Below are 18,596 nucleotides of genomic sequence, written 5' to 3'. Positions count from 1 at the left end.
CGGGGCGTCGCTCAGGCCGGATCGGTGAGCGCGGCCCGGCCCTGGTCGGTGGCCACGGCGCCGAGCCGGGCGGTGATTCCGTGTTCGGCGCGGGCGTAGGCGGAGGTGTCGCCGTGGAGGACGGACAGCGCGTTGGCGGCTTCCATGAGGGCGATCACCTCGAAGGCCAGCTGTTCGACGTCGAGGTCCTCGGTGAAGTCGCCCGCGGCGCGCGCCTCCGCCAGGGACTGCTCCATGTACGTGTTCCAGTCGACCCGGGTCCGGGCGACGGCGTCGTGGACCGGGCCCGTACGGGCGTCGAACTCGGCCGCGACCGCGTAGAAGAAGCAGCCGCCGGTGAAGACCCGGCCCGAGGAGTACGCGAGCCAGTTCCGGCACAGGTCGCGCACCCGCCGGGCGCCCGGCGGGGTGTCGGCGAGGGGGGTGACGACCTGGCGCGTGAAGACGGCGACGGCGGCGCGGATCGTGGCGAGCTGGAGCTCCTCCTTGGAGCCGAAGAGGGCGAAGACACCGCTCTTGCTGAGCTTGAGCTCGGTGGCGAGCCGCCCCAGGGACAGCCCTTCGAGCCCCTCGACGGAGGCGATGTCCATCGTCCGACCGAGCACCAGGCGCCTGGTCTGGTTGCCGCGCTCGACGCGCCCGTCCGTCTTGGTCCCGGTGCCGCTTCCGGTGTCGCCGCTCATCCCCCCATCGTACTGAACGCACGACCGTGCGGGAATCTGTGCGCCGCCGCGCCGTCCCGCCGTCCCGCCGCCGCGCCGCCGTGTCGTCCCGCTAGCCGGCCCGCTCCGCCGGGTCCCGCCGCTCCGCCGGGCTGAGGAGGAGCACCTCCAGGGCGCGGGCGCAGGACCGCGCCTGGGCCAGGTACCAGTCGAGGCGGGCGTCGGTGATCAGCTCCGGGGTCGCGCGGACGGCCAGGGCGAAACGGGCGTGCCCCGTCCGCTCCAGGACCGGTACGGCCACCGTCCGCACGCCGAGCGCCGACTCGCCGTCGTTGAGGGCGTACCCCGCCTCCCGTACGCGCGCCAACTCGGCCGCCAAAGCCGGAGGTTCGACGATCGTCCGCTCGGTGAACGCGTACAGCGGCGGCAGTGAACGCGGGCCGCCCTCGCCCGCCCGGGGCCACGCGAGCAGGACCTTGCCCAGGGCCGTCGAGTGCAGCGGCCGGCGCAGGCCCACCTTCGGGGTCACCGAGCCGCCCGCCACGATCACGACGTGCGGCCCGCTGCGCAGCGCCAAGTCGGCGGTCGCGCCGGTCCGTTCGGCCAGGTCGGACAGCTCGGGCGCTGCCAGGTGAAGCCCCCGCTGGTGGTACGAGAGGCGGCCCAGTTCCGTCATCGCCGGCCCCAGCCGGTAGCGGGCGGTCCTGGCGTCCTGCTCCAGGAAGCCCGCGCCGAGCAGCGTCCGTGCGAGCCGGTGCGCCGTGGAGGTGGAGAGCCCGAGCCGGCGCGCGAGGTCGGAGGCGCTCAGGTCGGGCCCGTTGTCGTGGAAACAGTGCAGCACATCCAGTGCGCGGCGGACCGCCTGGGCGCCCGCCGGGGGTCGGGCGATGTCGGCCTCGGTCGTCATAGGGTTCGCTCCCCGTGGGTCGTCGGGCTCCCACGCTCCCACATGGCGGGAGCCGAATCAGGGCTCCGGCCAGGTCGGAAACACTGCGTTCATAAGCAATCCCACATCGTGGGAGGCGAGTTGTGGGCGGCCCGAGATCCATGGCAAGGTTCCGGCCAACGCACCACAGGAACCCCGAGCCGGAGGGAGCAGGACCGTGACGCACGCAGGACGCACCGTACGACGCAGGCCTCTCGTCTCCCCCACACCGCTCGCGCTCACCAGGCGCCGTCACATCGACCTGGCGCGCGTCGCCGGCGGCGGCTGTCGCTGACACCGTCCACGGCCGCGGCGCGGTCCGGTACCGCACGGCACTGAGGGCGCTCCCCGCCTTTCCGCGCTGAGGCCGCACCACCCTGCGGTGCCTTTCGGCGCCGAGGCCAGGCCGCGCCGGCGTCCGCCGGACCCCGACACCCTTCCCACGCCGGGACCGCCACCCGTGACGGAGTAGCCCGTCGCGGAGCCACCCGTGACGGAGCAACCCGTCACGGAGCCATCCGTGACGGAGCAACCCGTCGTGGCGCCATCGGTCCGATCCGCCCCTTCCACCCCTTCCGGGACGCGCCGCGCCGCCCGTCGGCCACCGCCCCGGCCGCAGGGCGGCGCCGCGCTCCGCCGCCGTGCCCCCGAACCCACCACACACCCCGGGAAACCCTCCATGACGCATGCCCGCGTTCCCGACACGCTCTGGTTCACCCGCTGCCCCGTCCCCACCGCCACCGGTGTCGCCGCCGACCGCGGCTGGCTGGCCGAGGAGTTCGCCGCGGACGGCATCGCCGTCCGTTCGCTCCAGGACGCCGACCCCGGCGCCGACCGCGCCGCCCACTTCACCCACGCCCTGCCCGGTCTCTTCCGCGAGGGCGGCAACGTGCCCGCGCTGTGGGCCCGTTCACGCGGCGAGCGCACCCGGCTGATCGGCCTCACCTGGATCGAGGAACACCAGGCGATCCTCGTCGCCCCGGGCTCCCCGGTGCGCGGCGCGGCCGCCCTGCGCGGCCTCCGTCTCGCCGTACCCCGCCACTCCGTCCCCATCGACTTCTGGCGCGCGATGGCCCTGCGCGGTTTCGAGGGCGCCCTCGCCTCGGCCGGGTACGGACTCGGCGACGCCGTCCTCGTCGACGTACCCGCCGACGGCCACCAGGGCCAGTGGGCCGCCGAGCTGGACGCGCTGCGCCGGGGCGAGGTCGACGCCGTCTACGTGAAGGGCGCCCTCGCCGTCGAGGCGGCCCGCCGCGCCGGGGCCGAGGTCGCCGTCGGTCTCGACGAACTCCCCGACCCCGCGCACCGTGTCAACAACGGCACCCCGCGCCCCCTCACCGTGCACCAGGACCTCCTGGACCGGCACCCCGACCTCGTGGCCCGCTTCCTCGCCGTCCTGCTGCGCGCCGCCGACTGGGCCGCCGGCGAACCCGCCGAGGTCGCCCGCATCCTCGGCGCCGAGACCGGCGCGGGCGCCGAGGGCGTCGCCGGCGCCTACCGGGCCGGCACCCACCGCACCCTCCACCCCGACCTGTCCGAAACCCGGCTCGACCTGCTCGCTCAGCAGGAGAAGGCCCTGCGCGCCCACGGCTTCCTGCCCGAGGCCGTGGACGTACGCACCTGGGCCGACCCGGAGCCGCTGCGCCGCGCCCGACAGATCGCCGCCGCCTCACCCACCACCGCGTCACCCACCACCGCCTCCCTCTCCGCCGCCCGGCCCTGACGCCGGACGCCTGACGCCGGACGCCCGGCGCCTGACGCCTGACGCCGGACGCCTGACGCCGGACGCCCGGCGCCTGACGCCCGGCGCCCGGCGCCCGGCGCCCGATGCCCGGCGCCTGATGCCCGGCGCCACCGCGTCCCGGCAGCTCTCCGCCCGCCCGACACCCTCCTCGAAGGACGACCGCCATGCGCCCACTCACCCCGCTCGCCGCCCTGGCGGCCCTCGCCGCACTCTCCACCGTCACCGCCTGCGGAGGCAGCCCGGCCGCGGACTCGGCCACCGGCCGGAGCGGTGGTTCCGGGGGAGGGAAGGGCACGGTCACCGTCCGTATCCCCGATCCCGGCAACGCGGGCGTCCTCGCCCGCGGGAAGAAGGACGGCAGCCTGGACAAGGCGCTCGCCGCCGTCGGTGCCAAGGTGGCGTGGACCGGCAGCGCCGGCCCGTTCGCCCCCGCGGCCCAGGCGATGAACGCCGACCAGCTCGACATCGCGACCGGCTCGATCACCTCGGGGATCACCTCCCTCGCGCAGAGCCCCGGCTTCGCCTTCTTCACCGCCACCGACCCCGACCCCGTGGGCGAGGGGATCCTCGTCCGCGAGGGCTCGGACATCACCTCCGTCCAGGACCTCGTCGGCCGCAAGGTCGCCGTCAACAAGGGCGGCACCGGCGAGTACCTGCTCCTCAAGGCCCTCGCCAAGGCCGGTGTCCCCGCCGACAAGGTCGAGCGCGTTTATCTGCGCCCCGACCAGACCGCCGCCGTGTTCAACGCCGGGCAGGTCGACGCCTGGGCGGTCTGGTCGACGTACGCCGTCGCCGAGATCGGCGCGGGCAAGGCCCACTTCGTCGCCGACGGCACCGCCATCGGCTCCGACAACTACAGCCTCAACGCGGTCCGTTCGGAGTTCGCCGACCAGCACCCCGAGGTCGTCAAGGCCCTCTACACCTACCTCCACGACAACAGCGCGAAGGAGAAGCGGGACCCCGCCGCCTACCTCAACGTCTTCACCGACGCCGGCCCCACCGCCGTCAACGGCCGGGCCAAGGACGTCCAGATCGCCTTCACCGGCAAGGGAGGCACCGTCGACCCGATCGGCCCCGAGGACGTCAAGCGCTTCGAGACCGTGGCCCGGTTCTACGCCGACCAGAAGGTCACACCGAACAAGGTCGACATCGCGGCCCATCTGCTCGACATCGAGAAGCTGTCATGACGGCCACCGCCGCCGCCGCCACGGGCACGGCATCGCCACCCGCCGCCGCCCCAGGGACCGCGCCCGCCGAGGAGGTGCGCGCCGACGCACGCGCCGACACGCCCGCCGACGGGCTCGTCGCCCCGCGCCCGCCGGCGAGCCGCCCCCGCTCCCGTACGTACTCCGTGATCGCCCGCGCCCTCGGCCCGGTCGTCCTCCTCGCCCTGTGGTGGGTCTCCTCCGCCACCGGCCTCCTCACCCCCGACGTCCTGGCATCTCCTCCACAAGTAATCGACGCCGTTGGCGAGTTGTGGGGCAACGGGCAGCTCCAGGACGCGCTCGCCACCTCCCTCACCCGCTCCGGCGTCGGACTCGTCATCGGACTCGCGGCCGGGCTCACCCTCGGCATCACCACCGGCTTCACAAGGCTCGGCGACGAACTGCTCGACTCCTCGCTGCAGACCCTGCGGACCATCCCGTTCCTGTCCCTCGTCCCCCTCTTCATGGTCTGGTTCGGGATCAACGAGACCGCCAAGATCCTGCTCATCGCGGTCGCCACCACCTTCCCGATGTACGTCTCCACCACCGGCGGCGTCCGCAACACCGACCGCAAACTCGTCGAGGCCATGCGCAGCTTCGGGCTCGGCCGGCTCGCCATCGTCCGCCAGGTCGTCCTGCCCGGCGCCCTGCCCTCGCTCCTCGCCGGACTGCGGCTCTCGATGACCCTGAGCGTCATCGCGCTCATCGCGGCCGAGGAGATCAACGCCACCGAGGGCATCGGCTATCTGATGTCCCAGGCCCAGAGTTACGCCCGCACCGACATCCTCGCCGTCTGCATCCTGGTCTACGGACTGCTCGGCCTCACCGCCGACGTGCTCGTCCGGGGCCTGGAGCGGGTCCTCATGCCCTGGCGCACGGCCGGCCCCGGGGGAGGAGCCCGATGAGCGAGTCCACCGACACGCGGACGGCCGTACGGGTGCGGGGGCTGCGCCGGGTCTTCGGCACCCGCCCCGTCCTCGACGGCCTCGACCTCACCCTGGCGCGCGGCGAGTTCCTCGCCCTGCTCGGAGCGAGCGGCAGCGGCAAGACCACCCTGCTCCGCATCCTCGGCGCCCTCGACGGCGCCGACGGAGGGCAGGCCCTCGTCCCGGCCGCCCGCACGATCGTCTTCCAGGAACCCCGCCTCATCCCCTCCAAGAAGGTGCTCGCCAATGTGACCGTGGGCCTGCCGCGCGGGGCGGCGACCCGCGCGACCGGGCTCCGGGCCCTCGCCGAGGTCGGGCTCGAACGTCACGCCGACGCCTGGCCCGCCACCCTCTCCGGCGGCGAGGCCCAACGCGTCGCGCTGGCAAGAGCGCTTGTCAGGGAACCCGAACTCCTCCTCCTCGACGAGCCGTTCGCCGCCCTCGACGCCCTGACCCGGCTCCGCATGCAGGACCTGGTGGGCGAGCTGCGCCGCATCCACCGGCCCGCCGTCCTGCTCGTCACGCACGACGTCGACGAGGCCGTCCGCCTCGCCGACCGGGTCGCCGTCCTGCGGGACGGGCGGCTCGTCACCGACGAACCCGTGACCGTCGCCCGGCCCCGCGACCCCGGCGACCCGGCGTTCGTCGCCCTGCGCCGCCGGCTCCTCGCCGACCTCGGCGTCCACGCACCCGAGGAAGCACTCCCGTCCACCCCGGCCCCCGCCACCATCGAAGGAGCGTCCGCATGACCGTCGTCATCGGTGTCCACCGCAGCAACCCGTCCCTCTACCACCTGTCCCGTCTCGGCTACGCGGAGGAGGAGCTCGCCGCCCTCGGCGAGACCGTGACCTGGCACCCGTACACCGACGGCGTCCGCACCGGCGCCTTCCTCGCCGACGGCACCATCGACTTCGGCGGCACGGGCTCCACCCCGCCGGTCACCGCGCAGGCCGCCGGCCACGACATCGTCTACACCGCCGTCTCCGCGCCCCGCCCCGACCACGGCGCCCTCCTGGTGCCCGAGGACAGCCCGGTCCGCACCGTCGCGGACCTCAAGGACGGCACCGTCCACCTCGCCGTCGGCTCCTGGCAGACCCACCTCGTGGCCAAGGCGCTGGACGACGCGGGACTCTCGTACGCCACCGACATCACCCCCGCACGAGGGGACTCCGGCAGCGAGGCGAAGCTCCGCGCCGGTGAGATCACCGCCTGGGTGGCGCAGGGCGCCGAACTCGCCGCCGCCCGCCGCGCCGGCGGCCTGCGCACCCTGATCCGTACCGGCGACGTCATCACCGACCGGTCCGTCTTCTTCACCCGCCGCGACCTGGCCGAGCAGCGGCCCGAGCTCGTCGAGGCCCTCACCCGGGCGCTCCGGCGGGCCGACGACTGGGCCGCCGCCCACCCGCGCGAGGCCGCCGAGATCGCCGCGGCCGACCAGGGCGGCACCGCCGACGACTGGGAGACCGCGCTGCGCGCCCTGCCGTGGACGATCGAGGCGGTGACCGAGGAGTTCATCGCCGAGCAGCAGCAGGCGGCGGACATCTTCCACCGCACCGGGTTCGTCGACCGCGCGGTCACCGTCGCCGACGCCCTGCCCCGGAAGGTCTGATCCCATGGCCCCGCAGAACGCCCCGGCGTCCACCTCGGCACCCGAAGTCCTCTGGTACGTCATCCCGCGCGAAGGCGCCTACCCGTGGGAGCCGGCGGGCCGCCGCCCCGTCGACCTCGGCTACCTCACCCACCTCGCCGGCACCGTGGAGCGCCTCGGCTACACCGGCGCGCTGCTCGCCACCGACCTCTACGACGTGTGGCCGCTGGGCTCCGCGCTCGCGGCCGCCACGAGCACCCGCTTCAAGCCGCTTCTCGCCGTCCACCCCGGTCTGATCGCGCCCACCCTGCTCGCCAAGATGGCCCTGAGCTTCGACAACCTCTTCGGCGGGCGGCTCCGGTTCAACGTCGTCAACGGCTCCACGAACGCCCTGCGCGAGTACGGCCTCCACGTCGAGCACGACGAGCGGTACGCGCTCAGCGCCGAGTACTGGTCGATCGTCAAGCGCCTCACGGCGGGCGAGGTCTTCGACCACAAGGGGCGCTTCTACGACCTCAAGGACGCCGGCGCCTCCTTCCGGGACCTGCGGCCCGTGCAGGAACCGCACATCCCGCTGTGGTTCGGCGGTTCGTCCGCGCCCGGCATCGAGATGGCCGCCGAACACGTCGACGTCTACCTCACCTGGGGCGAACCCCCGGCGCTGCTGAAGGAGAAGCTCGACCACGTCCGGGCACGTGCCGCCGCCCACGGCCGCACCCTCCGCATCGGCCTGCGCCTCCACCTCATCGTCCGCGACACCGAGGACGAGGCATGGGCGGCGGCCGACCGGCTCCTCGACGTCACCAGCGAGGCCACCTACGCCCGACAGCTCGGCGAACGCACCGGCGAGGACGGCGTCGGCTGGCAGCGCCAATTCCGCCAGCACGGCGGCCGCGTGCCCGCCCGCGCCCGCGAACTGGAGACCCACCCCAACCTCTGGCCCGGCATGAGCCTCTTCCGCCCCGGCCCCGGAACAGCCGTCGTCGGCTCGACGGCCCAGGTGGTCGACCGCCTCAAGGAATACCAGGACCTCGGCGTGGACACGTTCATCCTCTCCGGCAACCCCCTCCTCGAAGAGGCGTACCGGGTCGCCGAGACGGTCCTCCCGGCCCTCGGCGTCACCCCCTGAGGGGTTCGGAGTGCGCTCGGTGAGGAGCCGGTGACCGCGTGCGAACCCTTTCGGCGCGCCGCATTGATCGAACGTTGATGGCTCGTTTACGACCCTGCGGCAGCGTGTACGGCATGCAGACCGACATGAGCGTACTGACCGCACCGGAGCCCGACATGACCTGGCAGGAGAACGCGCTGTGCGCCCAGGCCGGCCCGGAGTTCTTCTTTCCGGCGCCGGGGTCCTCGACCCGCGAGGCGAAGCAGCTGTGCGGCGCCTGTGAGGGGCGCGTGGCCTGCCTGGAGTACGCGCTCACGCACGACGAGCGTTTCGGCGTGTGGGGCGGGCTCTCGGAGAAGGAGCGGTTCCGGCTGAAGCGCGGGCGGGGCTGAGGACGCGGCGGGCAGGGGCCCGCCGCGTGGTGCTCGGCCGCTCGGCCCCGGGCGTGGGGCTCGGCGGGTGGGCTCAGCCGGCGGCTCGGGCCGCCATACGGGCCTTGCGGGCCGCGAGCTTCTCGTCGAACTTGCTGGCTTCGCTGTCCAGACCGTTCATGTAGAGACCCAGTTCCTCCTGGGCGCGCAGGCCGTCGGGGCCGAGGCCGTCGATCTGGAGGACCTTGAGGAAGCGGAGGACGGGCTGGAGGACGTCGTCGTGGTGGATGCGCATGTTGTAGATCTCGCCGATCGCCATCTGCGCCGCCGCCCGCTCGAAGCCCGGCATGCCGTGTCCGGGCATGCGGAAGTTGACCACGACGTCGCGCACGGCCTGCATGGTCAGGTCGGGGGCCATCTCGAAGGCCGCGCCCAGCAGGTTGCGGTAGAAGACCATGTGCAGGTTCTCGTCGGTGGCGATGCGGGCGAGCATGCGGTCGCAGACCGGGTCGCCGGACTGGTGGCCGGTGTTGCGGTGCGAGATGCGGGTCGCGAGCTCCTGGAAGGCGACGTACGCCACGGAGTGCAGCATCGAGTGCCGGTTGTCGGACTCGAAGCCCTCGCTCATGTGCGACATCCGGAACTGCTCCAGCTTGTCCGGGTCGACGGCGCGCGAGGCGAGGAGGTAGTCGCGCATCACGATGCCGTGCCGGCCTTCCTCGGCGGTCCAGCGGTGCACCCAGGTGCCCCAGGCGCCGTCGCGGCCGAAGAGGCTGGCGATCTCGTGGTGGTAGCTCGGGAGGTTGTCCTCGGTGAGCAGGTTGACGACGAGGGCGATCTTGCCGATGTCCGTCACCTTGGACTGCGCCGGGTCCCATGCCTCGCCGTCCTCGAAGAAGCCGGGGAAGTTGCGGCCGTCGGACCAGGGCACGTACTCGTGCGGCATCCAGTCCTTGGTGACCTTGAGGTGCCGGTTGAGCTCCGTCTCCACGACCTCTTCCAGTGCGTAGAGCAGCCGTGCGTCGGTCCACCCTGCCGAGCTGCCGAGGGAGGGAGAGGTGAGCGTCACGGGGACTCCTGGGGACGGAGAGGGGCAAACGGGCGTACCTACGGATTCGTAGGTTACGAGACCGTAGGTTAAGGCTCCGTAAGGCGTCGGCCAAGCCCGTCCCGGCGATGTCCGGTTACGTTCCGTTATGTGCGCTGCTCGGGTGGGGTGCCGGAGACGCAGGTCACGTCGGGTGGGCCGGTCACCGGCCACCGGGTCGACTACGCAGCGCAGGCGCTCGACGGCTCAGAGCGGCTCACGGCGGCGCGCGGCCGGGAGCGCGAGGGCGGCGGGCGCGGCAGGGCGAGACGGCGTGCGGCGCTCCGCGGGCCGGGCGTGGCGCGCGGCGGACGGCGCGCGGCTCACAGCAGGTGGTCGGCCGCGCCGGCCTTCACCGCGGAGATCAGCGCCCGCAGCGCCTCCACCGAGTCGCTGACGTACTCGCCGGGGCGGAGCGTCGAGCCGATGTAGGCCCGGCCGGAGTCGTCGAGTCCGAACCGGAAGCAGTTGGCGCCCTCGCTGCAGAAGGCATCGCTCCAGTCGATCGCGGCGGCGCCGCGGGAGGGGGTGGCGGGGACGACTTCGGTGGTGACGTTCATGGGGGCCTCTCACAGATCCTGGGCGATGGTGCGGATGAGCGCGCGGGATTCCTCCGCGGGCAGGGAGAGCCCGCGCAGTCGGTCCAACAGGCCGCGGTATCGACGCAGTTGCATGTAGGTGTCGAGGAGGAGTGAGCCGTGGGAGGAGTCGAGCTGCACGGTGTCGAGCTGCGGCACGGGCGCGGACACATAGGTGAACGACTGGCCCGCCCCGGGGAAACCCCCCGCCGCGAAGGGGATGACGCGGACGGAGACGGTGTCCCGGTCGGTGTGCGCCAGTATGCGCTCCAGCTGGTTCCGCGTGACCTTCGGTCCGCCGAACTGCATGCGCAGCGCCGCCTCGTGGATCACCGCCGCGTACCGCACGGGCCGGTCCCGGTCCAGCACCTCCTGCCGGCGCAGCCGCAGTGCGAGCCGGGCTTCCAGGTCGGGTTCGGGCAGCGGTGGGACGGCCGTGTCGAAGACGGCGCGGGCGTGCTCCTCGGTCTGCAGCAGGCCGGGGATGTGGGTGGTGACGGAGGTGCTCAACTCGGCCGCGTGGAATTCGAGTTCGGCGATGTCGATGAGGGCGGGCGGCAGTAGTCCGCGGTGTCCCTCCCACCAGCCCCGGTCGCGCTCCTGGGCCATCGCGGCGAGCAGGTCGACGAGTGCGGTGTCCGGGCAGCCGTAGTTGAAGGCGAGGGTGCGGACGCGTTCGGCGCTGATGCCGAAGCGGCCGGCCTCGATGTGCGGGATGCGGGTGCGGTCGACGCCCAGGAGGGCGGCGGCCTGCTGGGCCGACATGCCCGACTGTTCGCGCAGTTTGCGCAGTTCGCTCCCGAGTCGCTGTTGTCGTGCGGTCGGGCTGCTCCTGGGTGGCACCGTCCGTCTTCCCTTCAGTCCGTGACCACGACGGCACGGTGGGGCGTCGATATGGCCGAAATGGCATGAGTACCTGCAAGTAGTAGCACTGTGCTCCGCTCGTAGGCTACGGTCGGTAGCGCAAGTCTCACACGGGGCTACGGTGACCGTGTGCAGGTACCCCCCATGCACAGGAAATGTGAGCAACCCGATGAAGGGCGCCCTGCGTTGCCTCCCGACCGCCGTCGCGGCCGGGCCCATACCTCCCGCCACCGAGAACCTCAGCTACTCGTTACTCCTTCCCGGAGGCGCCTACTGCGCCGGACTCGCGCGCGAATCCGTCACCACGCTCCTGACCCGGCACGGCCTGTCCGACCTCTGCGAGACCGCCGCCCTCGCCGCATCCGAACTCGTCGCCGCCGCCTACCGGTTCACCCCCGACCGGGAGATGATCCTGCGCGTCCGCTGGCAGTACGAGGCGCTGCGGATCGTGCTCTACGACCAGCATCCGGCCCATGCCGCGCCCGCCGCGGCCGAGGAATGCAGAGACCGCCGCAGCCGCAGCATGTGGCTGCTGGCAGCGGCGGTCGAGGCACACGGCGGGGACTGGGGGCTCACCCCCGTCCTCTCGCCCGGCGGCGGCACCAAGTCCTGGGCGTTACTCCACCGCTAGCGCTCCGCGGCCACCGTCCCCCGTACCTCCTCCGCCGTCGTCGGCCGCAGCTCACCGTCGAGCAGCAGCCACCGGGTGATCCCCAGCGACTCCAGAAACGTCACGTCGTGGCTCGCCACGATCAGCGCCCCTTCGTACGCGTCGAGGGCCGCCGTCAGCTTCCGCACCGACGCCATGTCCAGGTTGTTCGTCGGCTCGTCCAGCATCAGCAGCTGCGGAGCCGGCTCCGCCAGGAGCAGCGCCGCGAGCGTCGCCCGGAACCGCTCCCCGCCGGACAGGGTGCCCACGGGCCTGTCCGCCCGCGCCCCCCGGAACAGAAACCGTGCCAGCCTCGCCCTGATCGCGTTCCCCGTCGCCGTGGGCGCGAAGCGGGCCACGTTCTCCACCACGCTCAGCCCGTCGTCGAGCACGTCGAGCCGCTGCGGCAGGAAGCGGAGCGGCACCCGTGCCTCCGCCTCGCCCGACAGCGGCTCCACCTCGCCGGCGATCGTCCGGAGCAGCGTCGTCTTCCCGGCCCCGTTGCGGCCGACCAGCGCGATGCGCTCCGGACCGCGCAGTTCGAACTCGCCCGCGACCCGGGCCCCGTACCGCATCTCCAGCTCCCGCAGGTGCAGCACCTCGCGCCCCGGCGGCACCGAGGTGCGGGGCAGCTCGACGCGGATCTCGTCGTCGTCCCGCACCGCCTCCACCGCGGCGTCGAGCCGTTCCCGGGCCTCCGAGAGGCGCTCGGTGTGCAGCGTGCGGTGCTTGCCCGCGGCGACCTGGGCATCGCTTCTGCGCCCGTTCGCCACGATCTTCGGGACGACCTTGTTCTCGTAGCTCTTCTGGCCGAACCTCTTGCGCCGCGCCAGCTTCGTCTGGGCGTCGGAGAGTTCGCGCTTCTGGCGCTGCACGTCCGCCTCGGCGACCCGTACCATCCGCTCCGCCGCCTCCTGTTCGGCGGCGAGCGCCGTCTCGTACGCGGACCAGGTGCCGCCGTACCAGGTGACCGAGCCGTCCCGCAGATCGGCGATCTGGTCGACGAGCTCCAGGAGTTCACGGTCGTGACTCACCACGACCAGGACACCGGACCAGTTCCGCACGGCCTCGTACAGCCGGCCGCGGGCGTGCCGGTCCAGGTTGTTGGTCGGCTCGTCGAGCAGCAGGACGTCCGGCCGGGCGAGCAGCAGCGCGGCGAGGCGCAGCAGGACGGACTCGCCGCCCGACACCTCGCCGACGGTCCGGTCGAGACCGACGCCGTCCAGCCCGAGCTGGTCGAGCGTGGCCCGGGCCCGCTCCTCGACGTCCCAGTCGTCGGCGAGGGCGGTGAAGTGCTCCTCCGAGGGGTCGCCCGCCTCGATGGCGTGCAGGGCGGTCCGCTTCTCGGCGATGCCGAGGATCTCGTCCACCCGCCGCGAGGTGTCGAGCACCAGGTTCTGCGGGAGGTAGCCGAGCTCCCCGGTGATCTGGACCGTGCCGGAGACCGGCTTCAGCTCACCGGCGATCAGTTTCAGGAGCGTGGACTTGCCGGAGCCGTTGAGGCCGACGAGCCCGGTGCGGCCGGGGCCGACCGCGAGCCGGAAGTCGTCGAGGACCTCGGTGCCGTCCGGCCAGGAGAAGGAGAGAGAGGAGCAGGTGATGAAGGTGGGGTGATGCGCCATGGGGGCCTCCCGGTCGCGAGCGTGGAATGGGGCAACGCGAGAGACACCGGGGCGCGGGCAGTCGGAACGAACGGCTCGTACGCCGAGGTCGAGAACGGCACACGCGGCACAGGGGGCACGCGCGGCTCGGTGTCTCGCAACCTCAGACGAGCAACGTCCTTCTCCGATCAGGTGACAACAGGTCCGTCAACGACGCTACGACCGGGACCGGGCGGACGGCAAACGATTAAAACGGGACCGGGCGGACGGCGAACGATGGAAAGGAGACAGCCGGTCCGGTGGGGCCGGGCCCACCCGGTGCCGGTCGTCGCCACGCCGGGCACGCATCCCGCTAGGGTCGGGCACCCCGCCACCGGGCCGATGAGGCGGCCCGCCGGCGGCACCGAGGAACCACTCCGGCCGAGTGGCATCCCTCCAGGAAAGAGACCGATGAACCAGGCAGTGAAGGACACCGGGGCCGTGGGCGTGGGAGTGGCGCAGCGTCCCGGCACGAACCCCCCGTGCGCGGACGGCGTCGACGTCCAGCGGCGGGGCGACGAGGTGTGCGCGGCGGTCGTGGACGGCGCCGGGCACCGTGCGGACACCGTCCGGTACGCGCGCATCGCTCCGGCCGTCATCACCCATCTGGGGATGTCCCTGGACGGGCTGGCCGCCCTGATGACCGCCGGCCAGATGGCGAAGGCGTACGAGCAGCCCCCGCACGCCTCCGCCGTCTTCGCCTGCATGCGGCCGGGCGTGCCCACGGTGGTGCACTGGATCGGCGACTGCCGGGCGTACGGGTGGGACGGGACCGCGCTCACCCAGTGGAGTACCGACCAGACGATGGGTGAATGGCTGCGGGTCAACGGCGGGGTTCCCGTGGAGATCGCGGAGAACCACGACAACTGGTCGAGGCTCGGCCTCGCCAAGGCGTCGGCGGCGACGTGCCGGCAGGTGGAGATCCCCGAAGAGGTCGGTCTGGTCCTGCTCGTCTCGGACGGCGTCCCCGACCATGTCGGCCTGAACACCGTCGAGGCCCTGTGCCGCAGTCACGGATCCGAGCCCCAGGTCCTGGCCGACGCGCTGGTCGCGGCGGCACGGGGGGACTCGGAGGGCTATCGCGACGACACCACCGCCGTGGTGCTCGCCAGGGGTCCCGGCATCAGTACGAACTGACGACGATCGGTTCGGCCCGCCGACGACACCGCCGGCCGGAGCGGCCTCGCGCGCGGGCCGCCGCCGAGCGCCGCCGTTACGGGCGCTCGCGCAGCAGCTCCGCCAGATCCTGGTCCCAGTCCAGGTACTGGTGCTCGCGCCCGGCCGGCACCAGGTGCTCCGACCGCTCCAGGAAACGGCGCAGCTCCGAGGTTCGGACATGGACCATGGCGACCCCCTCGGGGGCGTGGAACTCGACGACGGTCCGGTCGTACCCGTACGGGCGCAGGCGTACGTCCCCGACGCCGGCGGGCCGCTCGACACCCTGGACGAGCAGGTCGCGGGCGAACGCCCACGACACCTCGACGCCCTCCAGCGTCGCCGGCGGCGGGAAGGCCATGCTGACGGCGTAGGGGTCCCCGCGGTCGTAGCGCAGGGTGGCGGGCACGGTCTCCATACGGGGAGCGGATGCGACCAGACGGGCCTGGAGGGACTGTTCGATGACGGCGGGCACGGCCGTCTCCTCTCACGCGGGCTTCGGATCCTGAGCGTCTCCCCGACACCAGGGCACCTGACACCAGGAAGGACGAGCGGGACGGCCGGAACGTGCACTCCGGTCCTACGTGAGCTGTGTCACCGCCGGGCGGCGGGGCGGCATCACCGCTCGTCGGCGACGTCGTCGTCCGGTTCGGCGCACGGGCCGGAGTGGTCGCAGTACGGCTGGTTCCCCGAGGCTCCGCAGCCGCAGAGCATCACCCGCGTCTCGTGCCGGTCCCCGTGCGGCCCGGTCACGAGCAGGTCGCCGCGGAGCACCAGCTGCCCGGACGGGGTGCGGCGCACGGTGGTGGGGGATTCGGGCGGTTCGGCGGAGCCCTCCGCCGGACGGTGGTGGTACTGGAGCGCCCCGGAGGGACAACGGTGGATCACCTGCTCGACCAGACCGGTTTCGGCCGCGTCGGGCAGTACCCAGGGGCGCCGGGACAGGTCGAAGACCTGCGGCAGGCCGTGGACGCACTCGGCCGCGTGCAGACAGCGGCGCGGCTCGAACGTGACGGTGATGCCCTCGCCCTCGTACTCCTTGAGCTTGGGATTCTCCGCCTCTGTGCCCGGCATCTCTTCGCGCCCCGGCTCCCCCGGGGCCACCGGCGCCTCGCCCGTACGGTCGGTCATGGGATCCAGCCTAGGAACGCCCGGCGCGGGACGCACCCTGGACGGGGACCGGCCCGGGGCACTAGCTTCCGGCGCCATGACGTCCATGGGGAAGACGAGACGAATGATGTCGGTGGGGCTGATCGGGGCGGCGCTCGCGCTCACCCTCGCGGCACCCGCGCGCGCCGGGGAGACCCCCACGGCCGCGGCCGGCTGGCAACTGACACCGACCGGCACCGACGCCCGCTTCCGCGGGCTCGCCGCGGTCGACCGCTCCACCGCCTGGGCCGCCGGCTCCCGGGGAACGGTGCTGCGCACCACCGACGGCGGCCGGAGCTGGCGCAACGTCTCGCCGGCCGGCGCGGGCGAGCTGGAGTTCCGCGACGTGGAGGCGTTCGACGCCCGCCGGGCCGTCGTCCTGGCCATCGGCGAGGGCGAGGCGTCGCGGGTGCTGCGCACCGAGGACGGCGGCGCCACCTGGACCGAGTCCTTCCGCAACACCGATCCGCACGCCTTCTACGACTGCATGACCTTCTTCGACCGCCGCCACGGACTCGCCATGAGCGACCCGGTCGACGGGAAGTACCGCATCCTCTCCACCCGCGACGGCGGCCGCTCCTGGCAGGTACTGCCGACCGGCGGCATGCCGGACGCGCTCCCCGGCGAGGCCGGATTCGCGGCGAGCGGCCAGTGCCTGGTCTCGGCCGGCCCCCGGGACGTCTGGCTCGCGACGGGCGGCGGGGCCACGGCCCGCGTCCTGCACTCCGCCGACCGGGGGCTGACCTGGACCGCCACCACCACGCCGATCCCGGCCGGCGACCCCGCCAAGGGCGTCTTCGGACTCGCCTTCCGCGACCGCACGCACGGCATCGCCGTCGGCGGCGACTACCGCAAGGACCAGCCGTCCCCGCAGGCCGGCGCCGTCACCGCCGACGCGGGCCGCACCTGGCGCCCCTCGGCCGCGCCGCCGCCCGCCTACCGCTCCGGCGTCGCCTGGCTCCCGCACGGCAAGTCGGCCGCCCTCGCCGTCGGCCCGACCGGAACGGACCTGACCACCGACGGCGGCCGCACCTGGCGGACCGTCGACACCGGCTCGTACGACACGGTGGACTGCACCGCCGACGGCTCCTGCTGGGCCTCCGGCGAGAAGGGCAGGATCGCCCGCCTGACCCGCCGCTGACCCGGCTCCGCCGGACCGGGGGCTACTGGGCGGGCAGCTGCTCCCGGTACGCGGCGATGCCGTCGGCCGTCTTGGTCGCGTAGAACTCCGTGATCCGGTACGCGCAGACGCCCTCGACGCTGAACGGGTCGGCCGCCGCGATCCTCTCGATCTCCGCGCGGTCGACCCCGGCGGCCAGGATCACCCCGCCGTCCCGCGGGTTCTTCCGGCCCGAGGCGAGGAACACGCCCTCGGCGTACCGCGCGTCGAGCCACTCGACGTGCGCGGCGAGGAGGGCGTCGACCCGCTCGACGGGGGCGGTGTAGGTCAATTCCAGTACGAACATGATCGTCAGGCTACCGGGCCCCGGCCGGACACCGCCGGGGCGTTCCGGTCCTCGGAACCGGGCCCCCGAGCCGGGCCCGTAGGGTGACTGCACTATGACGATCATCGGGATTCCGGCGGGCTGGCCCGCCGACGAGACCGCCGCCCTGGCCGTCCAGCGGGAGCTGCGCGGGCGGCTCCTCCTCGACGAGGCGGGGCCCGCGGTGGGCGAGGGGCATGTCACCGGACTCGACGTGGCGTACGACGACGAGCGCGACCTCGTCGCCGCCGCGGCCGTCGTCCTCGACGCGCGGACCCTCGACGTGGTGGAGGAGGCCACGGCAGTCGGCCGGGTCTCCTTCCCGTACGTCCCCGGGCTCCTCGCCTTCCGCGAGATCCCCACCGTCCTGGCCGCGCTCGACGCCCTCACCGCCGACCCCGGCCTCCTCGTCTGCGACGGCTACGGCCTCGCCCACCCTCGCCGCTTCGGCCTCGCCAGCCACCTCGGCGTCCTCACCGGACGGCCCTCCGTCGGCGTCGCCAAGAACCCCTTCACCTTCACCTACGACCAGCCCGGCGACGCCCGCGGCGACACCACCCCCCTCCTCGCCGACGGCGAGGAGGTCGGCCGTGCCCTGCGCACCCGAAGCGGCGTCAAACCCGTCTTCGTCTCCGTCGGCCACCGCATCTCCCTCCCCACCGCCTGCGCCCACACCCTCCACCTCGCCCCCCGCTACCGCCTCCCCGAAACCACCCGCCACGCCGACTCCCTCTGCCGCCGCGCCCTCGAACAGGCACGCGCCGACGCCTGAGCACGACCGCGGAGCGCAGGGAAGGAGGGCACCACGTGCCGCCTGAGTACCTGTACGGCTGAGTACCTGTACGGATATCGGGCCCGTTGCCCCGCCCGGCAGGGTGGGGGGATGACAACACCCCTTTCCGTACCGCCGCGTTCCGCCGGGCGTGGTCTCGCCCTTGTCCTCGCCGCGGCCGGGATGCTCGCGTCGGCCTGGGTCTGCGCCATGCTCTACGTCGTCGCGGCCTGGGTGCTGGCGTGATCGGGCGGGCGTGGTGTGTCGTGCTCGACTGCCCGGATGCCGGTGAACTCGCCGCGTTCTACCGACGGTTGGTCGGCGGTGAGGTGGAGGGGCCGGATCCCCGGTGGGCTGTGGGCGACGGGTGTGTGGTGCTGCGCGGCGACGGAGGGCCCGTACTCGCGTTCCAGAGTGTGGCCGACCACCGCCCGCCGGTCTGGGGCGCGCCCGAGCAGCAGTTCCACGTCGACGTGCGGGTCGACGACCTGGGCGCGGCCGAGGAGGCCGTCGTCGCGCTCGGGGCGACGCCGCTCGGCGGAGGGGGCGCCGACCCGGCCTGGCGGGTCTACGCGGACCCGGCCGGTCACCCCTTCCGCCTCGTACGGCTCTGAGCCCGGCCCCGCCGGTCCGCGGGGCCGAGCCCCCGGCCGGCCCCGATGGCGCCGGTCCGCGGGGCCCGGCCGCCG

Annotated in this window: 22 protein-coding genes; 13 read left to right on the top strand and 9 right to left on the bottom strand. The window is 73.4% G+C overall.

The features are described 5' to 3' along the window. Positions 1-11: 11 nt before the first annotated feature. Together ACFVZH_RS06380 and ACFVZH_RS06375 are read right to left on the bottom strand one after the other, a co-directional pair. Positions 12-683 carry a TetR/AcrR family transcriptional regulator gene (locus tag ACFVZH_RS06380; RefSeq protein ID WP_384893826.1) on the bottom strand — a complete coding sequence of 224 codons (672 nt, stop codon included), beginning with the start codon at positions 681-683 and terminating at the stop codon, positions 12-14. A 91-nt stretch (positions 684-774) separates the two neighbouring features. After that, on the bottom strand, positions 775-1,569 hold the full coding sequence (locus tag ACFVZH_RS06375) for an IclR family transcriptional regulator (protein ID WP_384893824.1): 795 nt from the start codon (positions 1,567-1,569) through the stop codon (positions 775-777). 697 nt (positions 1,570-2,266) lie between these two features. On the opposite strand from ACFVZH_RS06375, the gene ACFVZH_RS06370 reads away from it, so the two are divergent. The 7 genes from ACFVZH_RS06370 to ACFVZH_RS06340 all read left to right on the top strand — a co-directional run bounded on the left by ACFVZH_RS06370 (position 2,267) and on the right by ACFVZH_RS06340 (position 8,550). Further along, entirely contained in the window at positions 2,267-3,310 is a 1,044-nt protein-coding gene (locus ACFVZH_RS06370) for an ABC transporter substrate-binding protein (protein ID WP_384893822.1), read from the top strand. A gap of 185 nt (positions 3,311-3,495) precedes the next feature. Continuing rightward, positions 3,496-4,518, top strand: coding sequence for an ABC transporter substrate-binding protein (locus tag ACFVZH_RS06365; RefSeq protein WP_384893820.1), 1,023 nt, complete (start codon positions 3,496-3,498; stop codon positions 4,516-4,518). Continuing rightward, positions 4,515-5,441, top strand: coding sequence for an ABC transporter permease (locus ACFVZH_RS06360; protein ID WP_384893818.1), 927 nt, complete (start codon positions 4,515-4,517; stop codon positions 5,439-5,441). Before ACFVZH_RS06365 ends, ACFVZH_RS06360 begins: the two co-directional genes overlap by 4 nt. Beyond that, positions 5,438-6,211: an ABC transporter ATP-binding protein gene (locus ACFVZH_RS06355; RefSeq protein WP_384893816.1), complete on the top strand. Its 774-nt coding sequence runs from the start codon at positions 5,438-5,440 to the stop codon at positions 6,209-6,211. The genes ACFVZH_RS06360 and ACFVZH_RS06355 overlap by 4 nt, the downstream gene beginning before the upstream one ends. Continuing rightward, positions 6,208-7,071 (top strand): ABC transporter substrate-binding protein, encoded by an 864-nt coding sequence (locus ACFVZH_RS06350; RefSeq protein WP_384893814.1) that lies wholly within the window; start codon positions 6,208-6,210, stop codon positions 7,069-7,071. The genes ACFVZH_RS06355 and ACFVZH_RS06350 overlap by 4 nt, the downstream gene beginning before the upstream one ends. Before the next feature lie 4 nt (positions 7,072-7,075). Beyond that, a complete protein-coding gene (locus ACFVZH_RS06345; protein WP_384893812.1) occupies positions 7,076-8,179 on the top strand; it encodes an LLM class flavin-dependent oxidoreductase in 1,104 nt (367 codons plus the stop codon). A 125-nt stretch (positions 8,180-8,304) separates the two neighbouring features. After that, positions 8,305-8,550 carry a WhiB family transcriptional regulator gene (locus ACFVZH_RS06340; RefSeq protein WP_384893810.1) on the top strand — a complete coding sequence of 82 codons (246 nt, stop codon included), beginning with the start codon at positions 8,305-8,307 and terminating at the stop codon, positions 8,548-8,550. A gap of 73 nt (positions 8,551-8,623) precedes the next feature. Here ACFVZH_RS06340 and ACFVZH_RS06335 read toward each other — a convergent pair whose 3' ends face one another. The 3 genes from ACFVZH_RS06335 to ACFVZH_RS06325 all read right to left on the bottom strand — a co-directional run bounded on the left by ACFVZH_RS06335 (position 8,624) and on the right by ACFVZH_RS06325 (position 11,037). Next, positions 8,624-9,598, bottom strand: a complete 975-nt coding sequence (locus tag ACFVZH_RS06335) for an acyl-ACP desaturase (protein WP_384893809.1) — start codon at positions 9,596-9,598, stop codon at positions 8,624-8,626. Positions 9,599-9,939: 341 nt separating this feature from the next. Continuing rightward, a complete protein-coding gene (locus ACFVZH_RS06330) occupies positions 9,940-10,176 on the bottom strand; it encodes a hypothetical protein (RefSeq protein WP_384893807.1) in 237 nt (78 codons plus the stop codon). A gap of 9 nt (positions 10,177-10,185) precedes the next feature. Beyond that, positions 10,186-11,037 carry a helix-turn-helix domain-containing protein gene (locus ACFVZH_RS06325; RefSeq protein WP_384893805.1) on the bottom strand — a complete coding sequence of 284 codons (852 nt, stop codon included), beginning with the start codon at positions 11,035-11,037 and terminating at the stop codon, positions 10,186-10,188. 178 nt (positions 11,038-11,215) lie between these two features. Between ACFVZH_RS06325 and ACFVZH_RS06320 the strand changes: the two genes are divergently transcribed. Further along, positions 11,216-11,689, top strand: a complete 474-nt coding sequence (locus ACFVZH_RS06320; RefSeq protein WP_384893803.1) for an ATP-binding protein — start codon at positions 11,216-11,218, stop codon at positions 11,687-11,689. On the opposite strand, the gene ACFVZH_RS06315 is transcribed toward ACFVZH_RS06320, so the two are convergent. Beyond that, positions 11,686-13,329, bottom strand: coding sequence for an ABC-F family ATP-binding cassette domain-containing protein (locus ACFVZH_RS06315; RefSeq protein ID WP_384893801.1), 1,644 nt, complete (start codon positions 13,327-13,329; stop codon positions 11,686-11,688). The two genes, ACFVZH_RS06320 and ACFVZH_RS06315, sit on opposite strands and share 4 nt — an antisense overlap. Before the next feature lie 429 nt (positions 13,330-13,758). On the opposite strand from ACFVZH_RS06315, the gene ACFVZH_RS06310 reads away from it, so the two are divergent. Beyond that, on the top strand, positions 13,759-14,484 hold the full coding sequence (locus ACFVZH_RS06310) for a hypothetical protein (RefSeq protein ID WP_384893799.1): 726 nt from the start codon (positions 13,759-13,761) through the stop codon (positions 14,482-14,484). 76 nt (positions 14,485-14,560) lie between these two features. Here the strand turns inward: ACFVZH_RS06310 and ACFVZH_RS06305 are convergent, their stop codons facing one another. Both ACFVZH_RS06305 and ACFVZH_RS06300 read right to left on the bottom strand, forming a co-directional pair. After that, the gene (locus ACFVZH_RS06305) at positions 14,561-14,977 is read right to left on the bottom strand and encodes an SsgA family sporulation/cell division regulator (protein WP_384893797.1); all 417 of its coding nucleotides are present in this window, start codon (positions 14,975-14,977) and stop codon (positions 14,561-14,563) included. 143 nt (positions 14,978-15,120) lie between these two features. After that, on the bottom strand, positions 15,121-15,576 hold the full coding sequence (locus ACFVZH_RS06300; RefSeq protein ID WP_384894273.1) for a (4Fe-4S)-binding protein: 456 nt from the start codon (positions 15,574-15,576) through the stop codon (positions 15,121-15,123). 142 nt (positions 15,577-15,718) lie between these two features. On the opposite strand from ACFVZH_RS06300, the gene ACFVZH_RS06295 reads away from it, so the two are divergent. Continuing rightward, positions 15,719-16,792 (top strand): WD40/YVTN/BNR-like repeat-containing protein, encoded by a 1,074-nt coding sequence (locus tag ACFVZH_RS06295; RefSeq protein WP_384894271.1) that lies wholly within the window; start codon positions 15,719-15,721, stop codon positions 16,790-16,792. A 22-nt stretch (positions 16,793-16,814) separates the two neighbouring features. Here the strand turns inward: ACFVZH_RS06295 and ACFVZH_RS06290 are convergent, their stop codons facing one another. Then, on the bottom strand, positions 16,815-17,117 hold the full coding sequence (locus ACFVZH_RS06290) for a YciI family protein (protein WP_384893796.1): 303 nt from the start codon (positions 17,115-17,117) through the stop codon (positions 16,815-16,817). A gap of 94 nt (positions 17,118-17,211) precedes the next feature. On the opposite strand from ACFVZH_RS06290, the gene ACFVZH_RS06285 reads away from it, so the two are divergent. From ACFVZH_RS06285 to ACFVZH_RS06275, 3 genes are all read left to right on the top strand, one after another. Further along, positions 17,212-17,907 (top strand): endonuclease V, encoded by a 696-nt coding sequence (locus ACFVZH_RS06285; protein WP_384893794.1) that lies wholly within the window; start codon positions 17,212-17,214, stop codon positions 17,905-17,907. 111 nt (positions 17,908-18,018) lie between these two features. Beyond that, positions 18,019-18,153, top strand: a complete 135-nt coding sequence (gene mmpA, locus ACFVZH_RS06280; RefSeq protein WP_384893791.1) for a morphogenic membrane protein MmpA — start codon at positions 18,019-18,021, stop codon at positions 18,151-18,153. Continuing rightward, complete coding sequence (locus ACFVZH_RS06275; protein ID WP_384893789.1) at positions 18,150-18,521, top strand: VOC family protein; 372 nt, start codon at positions 18,150-18,152, stop codon at positions 18,519-18,521. The genes mmpA and ACFVZH_RS06275 overlap by 4 nt, the downstream gene beginning before the upstream one ends. Positions 18,522-18,596 lie beyond the last annotated feature (75 nt).

Origin of the sequence: Streptomyces sp. NPDC059534, from assembly GCF_042743475.1 — a bacterium.
Lineage (GTDB): Bacteria > Actinomycetota > Actinomycetes > Streptomycetales > Streptomycetaceae > Streptomyces.
The sequence above is the reverse complement of the archived record's forward strand: the minus strand, read 5'-3'. Positions and strand labels throughout refer to the sequence as shown.

Excerpts from the sequence above, each read along its gene's own strand:
- mmpA (WP_384893791.1), top strand. The coding sequence starts at position 18,019 with ATGACAACACCCCTTTCCGTACCGCCGCGTTCCGCCGGGCGTGGTCTC.
- ACFVZH_RS06375 (WP_384893824.1), bottom strand. The coding sequence starts at position 1,569 with ATGACGACCGAGGCCGACATCGCCCGACCCCCGGCGGGCGCCCAGGCG.
- ACFVZH_RS06370 (WP_384893822.1), top strand. The coding sequence starts at position 2,267 with ATGACGCATGCCCGCGTTCCCGACACGCTCTGGTTCACCCGCTGCCCC.
- ACFVZH_RS06295 (WP_384894271.1), top strand. The coding sequence starts at position 15,719 with ATGGGGAAGACGAGACGAATGATGTCGGTGGGGCTGATCGGGGCGGCG.
- ACFVZH_RS06315 (WP_384893801.1), bottom strand. The coding sequence starts at position 13,329 with ATGGCGCATCACCCCACCTTCATCACCTGCTCCTCTCTCTCCTTCTCC.
- ACFVZH_RS06285 (WP_384893794.1), top strand. The coding sequence starts at position 17,212 with ATGACGATCATCGGGATTCCGGCGGGCTGGCCCGCCGACGAGACCGCC.
- ACFVZH_RS06360 (WP_384893818.1), top strand. The coding sequence starts at position 4,515 with ATGACGGCCACCGCCGCCGCCGCCACGGGCACGGCATCGCCACCCGCC.
- ACFVZH_RS06380 (WP_384893826.1), bottom strand. The coding sequence starts at position 683 with ATGAGCGGCGACACCGGAAGCGGCACCGGGACCAAGACGGACGGGCGC.
- ACFVZH_RS06355 (WP_384893816.1), top strand. The coding sequence starts at position 5,438 with ATGAGCGAGTCCACCGACACGCGGACGGCCGTACGGGTGCGGGGGCTG.
- ACFVZH_RS06330 (WP_384893807.1), bottom strand. The coding sequence starts at position 10,176 with ATGAACGTCACCACCGAAGTCGTCCCCGCCACCCCCTCCCGCGGCGCC.
- ACFVZH_RS06365 (WP_384893820.1), top strand. The coding sequence starts at position 3,496 with ATGCGCCCACTCACCCCGCTCGCCGCCCTGGCGGCCCTCGCCGCACTC.
- ACFVZH_RS06310 (WP_384893799.1), top strand. The coding sequence starts at position 13,759 with ATGAACCAGGCAGTGAAGGACACCGGGGCCGTGGGCGTGGGAGTGGCG.
- ACFVZH_RS06300 (WP_384894273.1), bottom strand. The coding sequence starts at position 15,576 with ATGCCGGGCACAGAGGCGGAGAATCCCAAGCTCAAGGAGTACGAGGGC.
- ACFVZH_RS06340 (WP_384893810.1), top strand. The coding sequence starts at position 8,305 with ATGAGCGTACTGACCGCACCGGAGCCCGACATGACCTGGCAGGAGAAC.
- ACFVZH_RS06345 (WP_384893812.1), top strand. The coding sequence starts at position 7,076 with ATGGCCCCGCAGAACGCCCCGGCGTCCACCTCGGCACCCGAAGTCCTC.
- ACFVZH_RS06350 (WP_384893814.1), top strand. The coding sequence starts at position 6,208 with ATGACCGTCGTCATCGGTGTCCACCGCAGCAACCCGTCCCTCTACCAC.
- ACFVZH_RS06290 (WP_384893796.1), bottom strand. The coding sequence starts at position 17,117 with ATGTTCGTACTGGAATTGACCTACACCGCCCCCGTCGAGCGGGTCGAC.